This window comes from Microbacterium gallinarum (genome assembly GCF_014837165.1).
Lineage (GTDB): Bacteria > Actinomycetota > Actinomycetes > Actinomycetales > Microbacteriaceae > Microbacterium > Microbacterium gallinarum.
Map to the genome: position 1 here is coordinate 162,009 of NZ_JACSPM010000003.1, position 15,655 is coordinate 177,663.

At 69.7% G+C, this 15,655-nt stretch carries 14 protein-coding genes; 10 read left to right on the plus strand and 4 right to left on the minus strand.

What is annotated here, in order from left to right; all coding sequences use genetic code 11:
* Positions 1–2 precede the first annotated feature (2 nt).
* The 4 genes from uvrA to whiA all read left to right on the plus strand — a co-directional run bounded on the left by uvrA (position 3) and on the right by whiA (position 6,772).
* A complete protein-coding gene (gene uvrA / locus H9622_RS10295; RefSeq protein ID WP_191766308.1) occupies positions 3–2,903 on the plus strand; it encodes an excinuclease ABC subunit UvrA in 2,901 nt (966 codons plus the stop codon).
* A 5-nt stretch (positions 2,904–2,908) separates the two neighbouring features.
* A complete protein-coding gene (gene uvrC, locus H9622_RS10300) occupies positions 2,909–4,819 on the plus strand; it encodes an excinuclease ABC subunit UvrC (RefSeq protein WP_191766309.1) in 1,911 nt (636 codons plus the stop codon).
* 25 nt (positions 4,820–4,844) lie between these two features.
* The gene (gene rapZ, locus H9622_RS10305; protein WP_191766310.1) at positions 4,845–5,723 is read left to right on the plus strand and encodes an RNase adapter RapZ; all 879 of its coding nucleotides are present in this window, start codon (positions 4,845–4,847) and stop codon (positions 5,721–5,723) included.
* Positions 5,724–5,794: 71 nt separating this feature from the next.
* On the plus strand, positions 5,795–6,772 hold the full coding sequence (whiA, locus tag H9622_RS10310; protein ID WP_191766311.1) for a DNA-binding protein WhiA: 978 nt from the start codon (positions 5,795–5,797) through the stop codon (positions 6,770–6,772).
* 6 nt (positions 6,773–6,778) lie between these two features.
* Here the strand turns inward: whiA and H9622_RS10315 are convergent, their stop codons facing one another.
* Positions 6,779–7,618, minus strand: coding sequence for a PhzF family phenazine biosynthesis protein (locus H9622_RS10315; RefSeq protein WP_191766312.1), 840 nt, complete (start codon positions 7,616–7,618; stop codon positions 6,779–6,781).
* 146 nt (positions 7,619–7,764) lie between these two features.
* Here H9622_RS10315 and H9622_RS10320 point away from each other — a divergent pair, with 146 nt between their 5' ends.
* From H9622_RS10320 to H9622_RS10345, 6 genes are all read left to right on the plus strand, one after another.
* Positions 7,765–8,391 carry a superoxide dismutase gene (locus H9622_RS10320; protein WP_191766313.1) on the plus strand — a complete coding sequence of 209 codons (627 nt, stop codon included), beginning with the start codon at positions 7,765–7,767 and terminating at the stop codon, positions 8,389–8,391.
* Positions 8,392–8,494: 103 nt separating this feature from the next.
* A complete protein-coding gene (gene gap / locus H9622_RS10325) occupies positions 8,495–9,505 on the plus strand; it encodes a type I glyceraldehyde-3-phosphate dehydrogenase (RefSeq protein WP_191766314.1) in 1,011 nt (336 codons plus the stop codon).
* Positions 9,506–9,514: 9 nt separating this feature from the next.
* Positions 9,515–10,729 carry a phosphoglycerate kinase gene (locus H9622_RS10330; RefSeq protein WP_191766315.1) on the plus strand — a complete coding sequence of 405 codons (1,215 nt, stop codon included), beginning with the start codon at positions 9,515–9,517 and terminating at the stop codon, positions 10,727–10,729.
* Positions 10,720–11,511 (plus strand): triose-phosphate isomerase, encoded by a 792-nt coding sequence (gene tpiA / locus H9622_RS10335; protein WP_191766316.1) that lies wholly within the window; start codon positions 10,720–10,722, stop codon positions 11,509–11,511. The genes H9622_RS10330 and tpiA overlap by 10 nt, the downstream gene beginning before the upstream one ends.
* A gap of 59 nt (positions 11,512–11,570) precedes the next feature.
* The gene (gene secG, locus H9622_RS10340; RefSeq protein ID WP_191766317.1) at positions 11,571–11,819 is read left to right on the plus strand and encodes a preprotein translocase subunit SecG; all 249 of its coding nucleotides are present in this window, start codon (positions 11,571–11,573) and stop codon (positions 11,817–11,819) included.
* Positions 11,819–12,175: an RNA polymerase-binding protein RbpA gene (locus tag H9622_RS10345; protein ID WP_191766318.1), complete on the plus strand. Its 357-nt coding sequence runs from the start codon at positions 11,819–11,821 to the stop codon at positions 12,173–12,175. Before secG ends, H9622_RS10345 begins: the two co-directional genes overlap by 1 nt.
* A gap of 172 nt (positions 12,176–12,347) precedes the next feature.
* Here the strand turns inward: H9622_RS10345 and pgl are convergent, their stop codons facing one another.
* From pgl to zwf, 3 genes are read right to left on the minus strand one after another with little or no spacing between them, the layout of a single operon-like run.
* Positions 12,348–13,127 (minus strand): 6-phosphogluconolactonase, encoded by a 780-nt coding sequence (gene pgl / locus H9622_RS10350; RefSeq protein ID WP_191766319.1) that lies wholly within the window; start codon positions 13,125–13,127, stop codon positions 12,348–12,350.
* A gap of 21 nt (positions 13,128–13,148) precedes the next feature.
* Entirely contained in the window at positions 13,149–14,108 is a 960-nt protein-coding gene (locus H9622_RS10355; RefSeq protein ID WP_191766320.1) for a glucose-6-phosphate dehydrogenase assembly protein OpcA, read from the minus strand.
* On the minus strand, positions 14,105–15,655 hold the full coding sequence (zwf, locus tag H9622_RS10360) for a glucose-6-phosphate dehydrogenase (RefSeq protein ID WP_191766321.1): 1,551 nt from the start codon (positions 15,653–15,655) through the stop codon (positions 14,105–14,107). The genes H9622_RS10355 and zwf overlap by 4 nt, the downstream gene beginning before the upstream one ends.

Here is a 15,655-nt window from a genome sequence, read left to right on the forward strand (position 1 = left end):
TGGTGCCCATCGTTCCTGTCGCCGTGCCCGGAAACACCAGCGGAAAGCTCAGCGTCCGCGGTGCCCGCGTCCACAATCTCAAGAACGTCGACCTCGACATCCCGCGCGACTCCCTCGTCGTGTTCACGGGCCTTTCCGGCTCCGGCAAGTCCAGCCTCGCGTTCGACACCATCTTCGCCGAGGGGCAGCGCCGCTACGTCGAGTCGCTGAGCGCGTACGCCCGTCAGTTCCTCGGTCAGGTCGACCGCCCCGACGTCGACTTCATCGAGGGCCTCAGCCCCGCCGTCTCCATCGACCAGAAGTCGACCAACCGCAACCCGCGCTCGACGGTCGGCACGATCACCGAGATCCACGACTACATGCGTCTGCTGTGGGCGCGCATCGGCGTGCCCCACTGTCCCGAGTGCGGCGAGGTCATCCAGCGCCAGACGGTGCAGCAGATCGCCGACCAGCTGATGGAGCTGCCCGAGCGCACGCGGTACCAGATCGTCGCGCCCGTCGTCACACAGAAGAAGGGCGAGTTCGTCGACCTCTTCAAAGAGCTGTCGGCCAAGGGCTACGCCCGCGCCGTCGTCGACGGCGAGCTGATCCAGCTGGCCGAGCCGCCCGCCCTCAAGAAGAGCTACAAGCACGACATCGCGGTGGTCGTCGACCGCCTCGTGGCGAGCCCCGACATCCTGAGCCGCGTCACCGACTCGGTCGAGACCGCGCTCGGGCTCGCCGGCGGCGTGATGCAGGTGAACTTCGTCGACGGCGAGGGCGACGACGCGTGGCAGTCGTTCTCCGAGAAGCTCGCGTGCCCGAACGGGCACCCGCTGCAGCTCACCGAGATCGAGCCGCGCACGTTCTCGTTCAACGCGCCGTTCGGCGCCTGCCCGGCCTGCTCCGGGCTCGGCACGCGCATGTCGGTCGATGTCGACCTCATGGTCGGCGACGAGGATCTGTCCATCCGTGAGGGTGTGCTGATCCCGTGGACCACGCAGGGCAAGGGTCTCTTCCAGTACTACGAGCGTCTGCTCGAGGGCTTGGCGAACGATCTCGACTTCTCACTCGACACCCCCTGGCGCAAGCTGCGCGCCGAGGTGCGCGAGGCGGTGCTGCGCGGCGAGAACTACAAGGTCACCGTGCGGTGGAAGAACCGCTACGGCCGCGAGATGCGCTACTCGTCGGGCTTCGAAGGCGTGGTGCCCTACATCGAGCGCCAGTACCTCCAGGCCGAGACGGACACGCAGCGCCAGCGGTGGGCCGAGTTCCTCCGCGAGGTGCCGTGCCCGGTGTGCGACGGCGCGCGCCTGAAGCCCGAGGTGCTGTCGGTGCTCGTGCACGGACATTCGATCGCGGATGCCTCGCGCCTCAGCCTGGCCGACGCGCAGGCCTTCTTCGCCGGGCTCGAGCTCACCGACCGTGAGGCGAAGATCGGTGCCCAGGTGCTGCGCGAGATCCGCCTGCGTCTCGACTTCCTCATCCAGGTCGGACTCACCTACCTCAACCTCAGCCGCTCGGCAGGGTCGCTCTCGGGCGGCGAGGCACAGCGCATCCGGCTCGCCACGCAGATCGGCTCGGGCCTCACCGGTGTGCTGTACGTGCTCGACGAGCCGTCGATCGGCCTCCACCAGCGAGACAACCGGCGCCTGATCGAGACGCTCATCACGCTGCGCGATCTGGGCAACACGCTGATCGTCGTCGAGCACGACGAAGAGACCATCCACGCTGCCGACTGGATCGTCGACATCGGCCCCCGCGCCGGCGTCGACGGCGGCGATGTCGTTCACTCCGGTCCGCTCGAGCAGCTGCTCAATGAGAGCGACTCGATCACCGGCGACTACCTCGCGGGCCGTCGCGAGGTTCCGACGCCGAAGAAGCGTCGCAAGGTCGACAAGAGCCGCAAGGTGACGGTCGTCGGCGCGCGCGAGAACAACCTGAAGAACGTGACCGTCGACTTCCCGCTCGGGGTGCTCACCGCGGTGACGGGTGTCAGCGGTTCGGGCAAGTCGTCGCTGGTGAACGACATCCTCTACGAAGTGCTCGCCACCCGCCTCAACGGCGCACGTCGGGTCGCAGGCAAGCACACGCGCGTGACCGGAACCGACGAGCTCGACAAGGTCGTGCACGTCGACCAGGGGCCGATCGGGCGCACGCCGCGCTCGAACCCCGCCACCTACACCGGCGTCTTCGACCGGATCCGCACGCTCTTCAGCGAGACGCCCGAGGCCAAGGCGCGCGGCTACCAGCCCGGGCGCTTCAGCTTCAACGTCAAGGGCGGCCGGTGCGAGGCGTGCTCGGGCGACGGCACGATCAAGATCGAGATGAACTTCCTGCCCGACGTGTACGTCGACTGCGAGGTGTGCCACGGCAAGCGGTACAACCGCGACACGCTCGCCGTGCACTACAAGGGCAAGAACATCGCCGAGGTGCTCGAGATGCCGATCTCCGAGGCGGCCGAGTTCTTCGAGCCGATCCAGGCGATCCACCGCTATCTGCGCACCCTGGTCGACGTGGGCCTCGGCTACGTGCGCCTCGGCCAGTCGGCGACCACCCTGTCGGGCGGCGAGGCGCAGCGCGTCAAGCTCGCGACCGAGCTGCAGCGCCGCTCGAACGGGCGCTCCATCTACGTGCTCGACGAGCCGACCACGGGTCTGCACTTCGAAGACGTTCGTCGTCTCCTCGAGGTGCTCGGCGGGCTCGTCGACAAGGGCAACACGGTCATCGTGATCGAGCACAACCTCGACGTCATCAAGAGCGCCGACTGGATCATCGACCTGGGGCCCGAGGGCGGCTCCGGGGGCGGCGAGATCGTCGCCACGGGCACGCCCGAGCAGGTCGCGCGCGTCGAGGCCAGCCACACCGGTGCGTTCCTCGCCGAGGTCCTGGGCGGGGCGCAGGCGGTCCGCAAGGCCGGCTGACCCCGATGGCACGATCTGCACCCACGGTCGCGTACAAGCCCAAGCCGGGCGAGATCCCGACCAATCCGGGTGTGTACCGCTTCCGCGACGCCGACGGACGCGTGCTGTACGTCGGCAAGGCCAAGAACCTGCGTGCCCGCCTGTCGAACTACTTCGCCCCGCTGCGCACGCTTCACGAGCGCACCCGGCGGATGGTGACCACGGCGGCGTCGGTCGAGTGGACGGTCGTCGCCAGCGACGTCGACTCGTTGCAGCTCGAGTACATGTGGATCAAGGAGTTCGATCCGCCGTTCAACGTGCGCTACCGCGACGACAAGTCCTATCCGTTCATGGCGATCACCCTCGGCGACGAAGCGCCGCGGGTCATCGTGACCCGCAATCGGCGCATCCCCGGCGCGAAGTACTTCGGCCCATACCCGAAGGTGTGGGCCGTCCACGACACGATCGACCTGATGATCAAGGTCTTCCCCATCCGCACGTGCAGCGACTCGTCGTACAAGAAGGCGATGGCTTCCGGGCGGCCCTGCTTCCCGGGGCAGATCGGACGCTGCGGCGGGCCGTGCTCGATGAAGGTGACGATCGAGGAGCACCGCGCGGTCGTGGAGGACTTCGTGGCCTTCATGGCGGGCGGCGACCAGCGGTTCCGCAAGGAGCTCACCGCCCGCATGAAGGAGGCGTCGGCGGCGATGGACTACGAGGCGGCCGCCCTCTACCGCGACCGCCTTCAGGCCATCGATGCGGTGCTCAACAAGAGCGCCCTGGTGCTCGCCGCCGACACCGATGCCGATCTGTTCGGCATCGCGGAAGACGAGCTGGCCGCGACCGTGCAGCACTTCGTCATCCGAGGCGGACGCGTACGCGGCGTGCGGGCCACGACGATCGAGAAGGAGCTCGACATCACCGGCGGCGACCTCGTCGACCAGGTGCTGCAGCGCACGTACGGCAACGCCGACGGCGCCGACATCCCACGGCAGGTGCTCGTGCCTGCGATGCCCGAGGACGCCGACGACCTCGAGCAGTGGCTGCGCGATCGTCGCGGCAAGTCGGTGACGATCCAGGTCGCCCAGCGCGGGCGCAAGGCGGAGCTCATGAAGACGGCGACGCTCAACGCCCAGCAGGCACTCATGCTGCACAAGACCCGCCGCACGAGCGACTACGTCGCCCGCACGCAGGCGCTCACCGACCTGCAGGAGGCGCTCGACCTCGCCGAGGCCCCGCTGCGCATCGAGTGCTTCGACGTCTCGCACCTCGGCGGCACGAACGTCGTGGCGTCGATGGTCGTCTTCGAAGACGGCCTGCCGCGCAAAGACCAGTACCGCTCGTTCAAGGTCGAGGAGACCACGGACGACACCGACTCGCTCTACCAGGTGCTGCGGCGCCGGCTCGCCTACCTCGATCGTCCCGATGACGACGACGTGCCGCCGCCCGCCGATGCCACCGCCGACGGCGAGGTCGTCACCGAGCGGCGACGCGCCCGCTTCGCCTATCGCCCGCAGCTGCTCGTCGTCGACGGCGGCAAGCCGCAGGTCGAGGCAGCGGCCCGCGCGCTGCGAGACGCAGGTCACGAGGAGATCGCACTGTGCGGCATCGCGAAGCGCCTCGAGGAGGTGTGGCTGCCGGGGGAGGAGTATCCCGTGATCCTGCCCCGCACGTCCGAGTCGCTCTACCTCCTGCAGCGGCTGCGAGACGAGGCGCACCGCTTCGCGATCACCCACCAGCGCCGCCGTCGCCGTGGCGACATCCAGAGCGTGCTCGCCGAGGTGCCCGGGCTCGGCGACGCCCGGATCAAGGCGCTCCTCCGTCACTTCGGGTCGGTCGCGGCGCTCAAGGAGGCGACCCCGGAGCAGATCGAGGAGCTCCCCGGGGTCGGCCCGAAGCTGGCCGCGTCGATCCATGCCCACCTCTCCGCTCGATAGGCTGGGGTGGACGACGGGGGTGGTCATGACCGAGGCAGCGCGCCAGGCCGGTGAGGTGCTGATCGTGACCGGCATGTCCGGCGCCGGTCGGTCGACCGCCGCCAACGCCCTGGAAGACCTCGGCTGGTACGTCGTCGACAACCTCCCGCCGCAGATGCTCAGGCCCCTGCTCGACCTGACCGAACTGGCCGCCGGCGTCCTCCCGAAGGTCGCGGTGGTCGTCGACGTCCGCGGTCGCGACCTGTTCTCCGACCTGCCGGATGCGATGCGCGCGCTGCGCGAGCGGCGTCAGATCCGTCTCCTGTTCCTGGATGCCGCCGACGACGTGCTCGTGCGGCGGTTCGAGGCCGTCCGCCGCCCGCACCCGCTGCAGGGCGACGGCACGATCCTCGACGGCATCCGGCACGAGCGTGAGCGCCTGATGGGCGTGCGTGAGAGCGCGGACGTCATCATCGACACCTCGTCGTACAACATCCACCAGCTCGCGACCCAGGTGAACGACCTCTTCACCGACGCCGGCGCCGCCCGCCATATCCTCACGATCCTGAGCTTCGGCTTCAAGTACGGCCTCCCGCCCGACGCCGACCTCGTCGCCGACATGCGCTTCCTGCCGAACCCGTTCTGGAACGAGACGATGCGCCCGCTCACCGGCGAAGACGACGAGGTGCGCGAGTTCGTGCTCGCGCAGACGGGCGCCGAGGAGTTCATCGACGCGTACGCGGCGGCCCTGAAGCCCGTCCTGGCCGGCTATCAGCGCGAGAACAAGCGCCACTCCGTGGTCGCGGTGGGCTGCACCGGCGGCAAGCACCGCTCGGTCGTCATGGCTCGCGAACTCGCCGAACGCCTCGCCGAGGCGCCGGGTGTCGCGGTGCGCGTGAAGCATCGCGACCTCGGGCGAGAGTAAGACCCACCACCAACGGTCCGGCGCGCGGGTAGGCTGGACCGTCGTTCCCCCACCCTGCGAAGAGGAGTCCCGTGTCGCTGACCGCTGACGTGAAGGCCGAGCTGATCAACGTGCGCGACCCGCGCCCCACGGCCCGGGTGGCCGAGCTCACCTCCCTGCTGCGGTTCTCGGGCGGACTGCACTCGATCGCGAATCGGGTCGCGGTCGAGGCGGAGCTCGACTCCGACATCCTCGCCCGCCGCACGGCGCGCGACCTGATGGAGCTGTACGGCGTGCGGCCGGAGCTCGTCCATGTGCAGGGATCGGGCGCGCGCGGCGGCAGCCACTACGCCGTCCGGGTCATCGAGGGCGGCGAGACGCTCGCACGCCAGACCGGGCTCCTCGACCAGCGCCGGCGCCCCGTCCGCGGACTGCCCAACAAGCTCACCACCGGCTCGCGCGGCGACCTCGCAGCCATCTGGCGTGGCGCGTTCCTCGCGGCCGGCTCGCTGTCCGAGCCCGGCCGCTCGGCCGCGCTCGAGATCACCTGCCCCTCTCCCGAGGCGGCGATGGCCCTCGTCGGCGCGGCCCACCGGCTCGGCATCGCCGGCAAGGCCCGCGAGGTGCGCGGCGTGCCGCGCGTCGTCGTGCGCGAGGGGGAGGCCATCCGTGCCGCCCTGGCGGCGATGGGCGCCGAGAAGGCGGCCGCCGAATGGGATCAGCTCCGCCAGCGTCGCGAGGTGCGCGCAGGGGTCAACCGCCTCGTGAACTTCGACGACGCCAACCTTCGGCGCTCCGCCCAGGCGGCGGTGGCCGCGTGCGCCCGCGTGGAGCGTGCGCTCGAGATCCTCGGCGACGAGGTGCCCGACCACCTCCGCGAGGCCGGCGCCCTCCGGCTCGCACACCGCGACGCCAGCCTCGACGAGCTCGGCCACCACGCCGACCCGCCCCTCACGAAGGACGCCGTCGCCGGCCGCATCCGCCGACTGCTCGCGATGGCCGACAAGAAGGCCGACGCCGAGGGTCTCCCGGGCACCGAGTCCGCGGTGCCCGCGGGCATCGAGGACTGACGCGCCTCAGCCGATCGGCACCGCCGTGCCCGACACGGTGATGCCACCCGACTCCGGGATGTCGACGGTCAGCAGGCCGGGTCGCCCGACGTGGCGGCCCTGCTCGATGAGCACGCGTGCCGGCGGCGTCACCGCGCCGATCGCGCGCAGATAGCCGCCGGTCGCGGCGGCCGCGGCGCCGGTCGCGGGGTCCTCGGCGATGACCCCGACCGGGAAGATGTTGCGCGCCTCCCATCGCCCCGCGCCGTGCTCGTGCAGCACGATGATCGTCGCGGGCCAGCCCTCGGCATCCATGAGCGTGCGCGCCTCGCCGGGATCGAACGTCAGGGAGTCGAATGCGCCCAGATCGGCGAGCACGAGGAGCGGATGCCGGTTGCCGGCGAACGCGAGCCGTGGCGGATGCCGCGGGTCGAGGTCGCCGGGGCCGAGGCCGATCAGGGCGAGCAGGGCGCCGAGCGTGGCATCCGGCAGCTCTTCGATCCACGGCTCGACGCTCGTGAACGCCGCCGTGCGGACGCCGGCATCCGTGCGCGTCTCGATGTCGACGCGCCCGACGGGAGTGTCGAAGGCGAAGGGGCCGTCGCCGAGCTCGCCGGCCAGTGCGATCGCCGACGCCACGGTCGCGTGGCCGCAGAAGGGCACTTCCGCCACGGGGGAGAAGTAGCGGATGCCGCGCTCCCGGCCGGACCCCATGACGAACGCCGTCTCGGCGTAGCCGACGTCGGCGGCGATCCGCTGCATGCCGGTCTCGTCGAGGTCGTCGGCGCCGAGGACGACGCCGGCGGGGTTGCCGCCGCCGGGATCGTCGGAGAAGGCCGCCCATCGCTGCACCGTCGCTCGCGTCATGCCGCGATCGTATCGGCGACGTTCGCCGTAGTCCGCGTCATGAAGGGAAGCAACCCCCTCTCCGCCGCGTTGGCCCTCAGTAGGATGAACCCGTCACCCTCGCTGCGCCGGGGAGCCTCGGCGCGCGCCGACAGGAAGAAGAGAACATGGCGAAGTACACCTTGCCCGACCTCCCCTACGACTACGCCGCCCTGGAGCCGCACATCAGCGGCAAGATCATGGAGCTGCACCACAGCAAGCACCACCAGGCGTACGTCACCGGGGCGAACACCGCGCTCGAGCAGCTGGCGGAGGCCCGCGAGACGGGCAACCTCGCGAACGTGAACAAGCTCGAGAAGGACCTCGCGTTCAACCTCGGCGGACACGTCAACCACTCGATCTTCTGGACCAACCTCTCGCCCGAGGGGGGTGGCGAGCCCGAGGGCGAGCTCCGTGCGGCGATCGACGAGTTCTTCGGCGGGTTCGACAAGTTCCAGGCCCACTTCACGGCCGCGGCCACCGGCATCCAGGGCTCCGGCTGGGCGGTGCTGAGCTGGGACCCGATCGGCGAGCAGCTCATCGTCCAGCAGCTCTTCGACCAGCAGAGCAACACCGCGCAGGGCACGATCCCGGTCTTCCAGCTCGACATGTGGGAGCACGCCTTCTACCTCGACTACCTCAACGTCAAGGCCGACTACGTCAAGGCGGCATGGAACATCGTCAACTGGCAGAACGTCGCGCAGCGCCTCGACGCCGCCCGGCAGAAGACCTCGGGCCTGCTGGTACTGTCATAGCAGGCGCGGCGTCCCGTCGGGACCGCCCGCCGGGACGCCGTTGTCCTCTGTCTGCATTTCGCACCAACTGCGCACTCGCGCACGACACCTCAGGAGAAACTCCGTGACTGTCAAGATCGGCATCAACGGCTTCGGCCGCATCGGACGCAACTACCTCCGCGCGGCTCTCGCGCAGGGCGCGGACCTTGAAATCGTGGCGGTGAACGACCTCACCGACAACAAGACCCTTGCGCACCTGCTCAAGTACGACTCGGTGGGCGGCGTGCTGTCCGAGGACGTCTCGTACACCGCGGACTCGATCACCGTGGGCGACAAGACCATCAAGGTCTTCGAAGAGCGCGACCCCGCCAACCTCCCCTGGGGCGACCTGGGCGTCGACATCGTCATCGAGTCGACCGGCCGCTTCACCAAGGCGGAGGACGCCAAGAAGCACATTGCGGGCGGCGCGAAGAAGGTCCTCATCTCGGCTCCGGCCACTGGTGACGACGTGACTGTGGTCATGGGTGTCAACGAAGGCGACTACGACCCCGAGAACCACGTCATCATCTCGAACGCCTCGTGCACCACCAACTGCCTCGCGCCCCTCGCGCAGGTCTTCAACGACGCCTTCGGCATCGAGCGCGGCTTCATGATGACCGCCCACGCGTACACCGCCGACCAGAACCTCCAGGACGGCCCGCACAGCGACCTGCGTCGCGCGCGCGGTGCAGCGATCAACATCGTCCCCGCATCGACCGGCGCCGCGAAGGCCATCGGCCGCGTGCTCCCCGAGCTCAACGGCAAGCTGAGCGGTTCGTCGTACCGCGTGCCGGTTCCCACCGGCTCGATCGTCGACCTCACGATCGTCACGCCCACCGAGGGCCTCACGGCCGAGAAGGTGAACGAGGCGTACAAGGCCGCTGCCGCCGACGGCCGTCTGGCCGGCTACCTGCAGTACACCGAGGACCCGATCGTCTCGAGCGACATCCAGGGCAACCCGCACTCGTCGATCTTCGACGCGGAGCTGACCAACGTCAGCGGCAACCTGGTCAAGGTCTCGGCTTGGTACGACAACGAGTGGGGCTACTCGAACCGTCTCGTCGACCTCACCGAGTACGTCGCCGAGAGCCTCTGACACGCGATCATGGCTCTGCGCACCCTCGACACCCTGGGTTCGCTGGCCGGCAAGCGCGTCATCGTCCGTGCTGACCTCAACGTCCCCCTCAAGGACGCGGTCATCACGGACGATGGCCGTGTGCGGGCCACGCTTCCCACGCTCAACGCCCTCATCAACGCCGGCGCCCGCGTCGTCGTCTGCTCCCACCTGGGTCGCCCTGACGGCGCGCCCGACGCGAAGTACAGCCTCGCCCCGGTCGCCCAGCGGCTGTCCGAGCTGCTCGGCAAGCCGGTCGCGTTCGCGCGCGACACCGTCGGCGAGTCCGCCCACGAGGCCGTCGCGGCCCTCGAGGACGGCGACGTCGCGGTGATCGAGAACCTCCGCTTCAACCCGGGCGAGACCTCCAAAGACGACGCGGAGCGCCGCGAGTTCGCGGGTGAGCTGGCCGAGCTCGGCGACGCGCTGGTGTCGGACGGCTTCGGCGTGGTCCACCGCAAGCAGGCGTCCGTGTACGAGCTCGCGCAGCTCCTGCCCTCGGCGGCCGGCCTGCTGATCGCCGCCGAACTGGACGTGCTCGACCGGCTCACCGAGAGCCCCGAGCGGCCGTACACGGTCGTCCTCGGCGGTTCGAAGGTCAGCGACAAGCTCGGCGTCATCTCCCACCTGCTGCCGCGCGTCGACCGGCTGCTCATCGGCGGCGGCATGCTGTTCACGTTCCTCGCCGCCCAGGGCCACAAGGTGGGCTCGAGCCTGCTCGAGGCCGACCAGCTCGACACCGTCCGCGACTACATGCGCCGCGCCGAGGAGTCGGGCGTCGAGCTCGTGCTGCCCACCGACGTCGTCGTCGCCTCGAAGTTCGGTGCCGACGCGGAGCACGTGGTCACGAGCGCCGCGACCATCGAGGACACCGACTTCGGAGCATCCGGACTCGGTCTCGACATCGGTCCCGAGACGGCGGCACGCTTCGCAGAACTCGTGCGCGACTCGAAGACGGTGTTCTGGAACGGCCCGATGGGCGTGTTCGAGCTCGCACCGTTCGCCGCCGGCACGAAGGCCGTCGCACAGGCGCTCACCGAAGTCGACGGCCTGTCGGTCGTCGGAGGCGGCGACTCCGCCGCCGCCGTGCGTCAGCTCGGCTTCACAGACGACCGCTTCGGCCACATCTCGACGGGCGGAGGCGCCAGCCTCGAGTTCCTCGAGGGCAAGAAGCTCCCCGGACTGGAGGTCCTCGGATGGCAGTGACACCCCGCACCCCGCTCATCGCCGGCAACTGGAAGATGAACCTGGACCACCTCCAGGCCGTCGCGTTCGTCCAGAAGCTGCACTGGACGCTCAAGGACGCCAAGCACGAGGACGGGTCGGTCGAGGTGGCGGTCTTCCCGCCGTTCACCGACCTGCGCACCGTGCAGACGCTCCTCGACGCCGACAAGATCCCGTTCGCCCTCGGCGCGCAGGACATCTCGACGCATGACTCCGGTGCCTACACCGGCGAGGTGTCGGGCGCCTTTCTCGCGAAGCTCGACAACCGGTACGTCATCATCGGCCACTCCGAGCGCCGCGAGTACCACCACGAGGGCGACGAGATCGTCGCGGCCAAGGTGCAGGCCGCCCTCAAGCACGGTCTCGTGCCGGTGATCTGCGTCGGTGAGTCGGCCGACGACCTCGAGAAGTTCGGCGCGAGCGCCGTGCCCGTCGGCCAGCTGAAGGCAGCCCTCGAGGGCGTGAAGGCCGACGCCGACATCGTCGTCGCCTACGAGCCCGTCTGGGCCATCGGCTCCGGCCAGGCGGCGACGCCCGAGCAGGCGCAGGACGTCTGCGCCAAGCTGCGCGACGTCATCGCGGAGAAGCTGGGCGAGGACGCCGCGGCACGCACACGCGTGCTCTACGGCGGATCCGTCAAGGCCGCGAACATCGCGAGCTTCATGCGCGAGCCCGATGTGGACGGTGCGCTGGTCGGCGGAGCGAGCCTCGTCGTCGACGAGTTCGCTGCGATCATCCGGTATCAGAAGCACGTCGGCGTCTGACCGGTATACTCGACCCTTGTGCGATCGGCGACTGATCGCGGCGAAAGGCTTCAACGACTGTGCAGATCCTCGAGTTCGTCCTGCAGGTGCTCCTCGGTATCACGAGCCTCCTGCTGACCCTCCTCATCCTGCTCCACAAGGGGCGCGGCGGCGGCCTGTCCGACATGTTCGGCGGCGGCATGACGTCCGCCCTCGGCTCGTCCGGACTCGCTGAGCGCAACCTCAACCGCTTCACGGTGATCCTCGCCCTGGTGTGGTTCGTGGCCATCGTGGCGCTCGGCCTGATCACGAAGTTCCAGGCGCTCTGATGGCGACCGGAGGCAACGCGATCCGCGGCACCCGCGTCGGTGCCGGGCCGATGGGCGAGCAGGACCACGGGTTCCACGCAGATCGAGTGGCGGTGTCCTACTGGGACGCCCTCGGCAACGAGACCGTCCGGTATTTCGCCGCCGGGATCCCCGACGAGGAGATCCCCGACACGATCGACTCTCCGCACTCCGGTCTGCCGGCCGGCCGCGACAAGGCCAACCCGCCTGCGGTCGCCAAGACCGAGCCGTACAAGACGCACCTCGCGTACGTGAAGGAGCGCCGCACCGAGGAAGAGGCCGACGCCCTCCTCGACGACGCGCTCAAGCAGCTGCGAGAGCGTCGCGGCCAGGACTGACCACGACGGATTCAACAGAAGAGCGGATGCCTCGGCATCCGCTCTTCTGTTCGTTCTGGGGCGAGTCGACCCGGTTTCGCTTGGATCTCGATACACCGTCGCTTCGCGGCGGCACTCGATCCTGACCCGATTCGCATCAACGCGGGCTGCGCTCGCATTGATCCGAATCGCGTCAATACTCGCGGTCGATGAGCTCGGGCGGCACGTTGGCCGCGGCTGCCTGGTCGACGAAGAAGACCGTGCGCTTGCGGCCCTTGGCGCCCGCGGCCGGCACACTGGCATAGCTCGCCCCCGCGAGGGCGAGGCCGAGCGCCGAGGCCTTGTCGGCGCCGGCGATGACCATCCAGACGCGCTTCGAGCTGTTGATGACCGGGCGGGTCATCGTGAGACGCTCCGGCGGGGGCTTGGGGGAGTCGCGCACGCCCAGCACCGAGCGGTCGGTGACGAGGATCTCGGGCCGGTCGGGGAACAGCGAGGCGATGTGGCCGTCCGGCCCGACGCCGAGGAAGCAGACGTCGAACGACGGCCATGGTCCCTCCGATCCGGCGAATCGCGCGAGCTGCTCGGCGTGGACGTCCGCCGCGGCGTCGAGGTCGAGGCCGTCGTCGCTCGCCGGGGCGACGTGCAGGTTCCCCGCGGGGATGTCGAGCGCGTCGAGGAGTGCGGCGCGCGACTGCTTCTCGTTGCGGTCGTCGTGGCCCTGCGGCACCCAGCGCTCGTCGCTCCACCAGAAGTGCACGCCGGACCAGTCGATCTTCTCGATGCGAGGGCTTCGGGCGGCTGCGGCCAGGACGGCCGAGCCCATCGAGCCGCCGGTCAGCGCGACGTGGGCGAGCTTGCCCTCATCCACGCGCTTCGCGACGCGGCTCAGGAACCGTGCGGCGACCGCTTCGGCGAGCGTCGAAGGATCGGGGGAGATGACCACCCGCTTCTCGGCCCAGGCTTCAACCATCGTGGTCACTCACCACACGACTCATGCGTCCTGCGTCTCCTTCGTCGCCGGAGGGTCGAGCAGCTCCCAGCCCTCGGTGATCACTCGACCATACAGGACGTCAGGATCGAGGCGACGGAGTTCCTCGGCCAGGCATTCGCGCAGCGTGCGGCGCGGGAACGCGAGGTCGTGCGTGGGCTGACCCGGCTGGGTCAGGATCGCCACGCCGGGACTTGGGCGCTCGAGGAGCACCTCGCCGCTCGGGCGCACGAGTGCGACGGACTTGATGCCGTGTGGCCACTCCTCGGCGTCGAGGTACGCCCAGTCGACGGGCACGTCGAGCGTGAGCCGCAGCCACGCCGCGAGGAGCGCGGTGGACGGCGAATCGGCTGCGCCGCGCACCCGCACTCCGACGACCGGCTCGTAGGGCGGCTGGTCGAGGATCGCGGCCAGCTGCTCGCGCCAGCGCGTCAGGCGCGTCCACGCGAGGTCGGTGTCGCCGGGCGCGTACTGCTCGCCGAGCCCGGCGACCCAGGCCGAGGGATCGGACTTGGTCGCGGCATCCGTGATCCTGCGCTGCGCGATGCGGCCGATCGAGGTCTTCGAGATGTGGTCGGGCGTCCGGTTGGGCCACCACACGACGACCGGTGCGTCGGGCAGCAGCAGGCCCGTGACCAGGCTCTCCAGGTTCGAGCGGCCGGCGTCGCCGAACGCGCGCAGCGTGACGACCTCGCTCGCGCCGGCGTCGCCGCCGACACGGATCTGTGCGTCGAGGCGGGACTCGCCGTCGTCGCCGTCGGGGATCATGAGCACGATGACGCGCATCGGGTGCTCACGCGACGCGTCGTTCGCGGCCTCGATCACCTCTTCGACGGCGCCCTCGCGCGTCAGGATGACGAGCGTCAGCACGCGTCCGAGCGCGACCGCCCCGCCCTCCTCGCGCACGTTGACGAGTGCACGGGAGATCTTGCTGACGGTGGTGTCGGGAAGGTCGACGATCACGGGCGCCTCCAGGTGCGACCATCGCGGGCGAGCATCTCGTCCGCGGAATCCGGGCCCCACGATCCGGGCGAGTACTGTTCGAGCGGTCCGCCCTGGGCCTCCCAGAACTCCTCGATCGGGTCGAGGATCTTCCACGACAGTTCGACCTCTTCGTGCCGCGGGAACAGCGGCGGGTCGCCGAGGAGCACGTCGAGGATGAGGCGCTCATAGGCCTCGGGGCTCGCCTCGGTGAAGGCGTGGCCGTAGCCGAAGTCCATCGTGACGTCGCGCACCTGGGCTCCGGCGCCGGGCACCTTGGAGCCGAAGCGGATCGTCACGCCCTCATCGGGCTGGACGCGGATCACGAGCGCGTTCTGGCCCTGACCCGAGGTCTGGCTGCGCGAGAACAGCAGCTCGGGGGCGCGCTTGAACACCACGGCGATCTCGGTGACTCGGCGGCCGAGGCGCTTGCCGGTGCGCAGGTAGAACGGCACGCCGGCCCAGCGGCGCGTGTTCACCTCGAGCGTGACGGCGGCGTACGTCTCGGTCGTGGACTGCGGGTTCATGCCGTCTTCCTCGAGGAAGCCGAGCACCTTCTCGCCGCCCTGCCATCCGCCGGCATACTGACCGCGAGCGGTCGAGCGCCCGAGGTCCGACGGGAGGGTGACCGCAGCGAGCACCTTCTCCTTCTCGGCGCGGAGGTCCTTCGCGTCGAACGAGATGGGTTCCTCCATCGCGGTGAGCGCCATGAGCTGCAGAAGGTGGTTCTGGATGACGTCGCGAGCGGCGCCGACACCGTCGTAGTAGCCGGCGCGGCCGCCCACCCCGATGTCCTCCGCCATCGTGATCTGCACGTGGTCGACGTAGTTGCGGTTCCAGATCGGCTCGTACAGCTCGTTCGCGAAGCGCAGCGCCAGGATGTTCTGGACCGTCTCCTTGCCGAGGTAGTGGTCGATGCGGAAGATCGAGTCCGTCGGAAACGCCGAGCGCAGCACGTCGTTCAGAGCGCGTGCCGACTCCTGGTCGTGGCCGAACGGCTTCTCGATGACCACGCGGCGCCAGCGGTCGGGCTGGTCGGCGGTGTCGTCGACGAGGCCCGACGCCTTCAGCTGCTCCGCGACGAGGGGGAACGCCTTCGGCGGGATCGACAGGTAGTACGCGTGGTTGCCCATCGTGCCGCGCTCGGTGTCGAGCTTGTCGACGGTCTCCTTCAGGCGGCGGAAGGCCTCCGGGTCGTCGAACTCGCCGGAGACGAAGCGGATGCCCTGCAGCAGCTGCTGCCACGTCTCATCGCGGAACTCGGTGCGCGCGTGCTGGCGCACCGCGTCGTAGACGACCTTGGCGAAGTCCTGGTCCTCCCAGTCGCGTCGCGCGAAGCCGACGAGCGCGAAGCCGGGAGGCAGCAGCCCGCGGTTGGCGAGGTCGTAGACGGCCGGCATGAGCTTCTTGCGGGAGAGGTCTCCCGTGACCCCGAAGATCACGAGCGCGCTCGGACCGGCGATCCGGTTGAGCCGACGGTCATCCGGGTCGCGCAGCGGATTGCCGCCGCGTGAGATCTCGACTGTCAT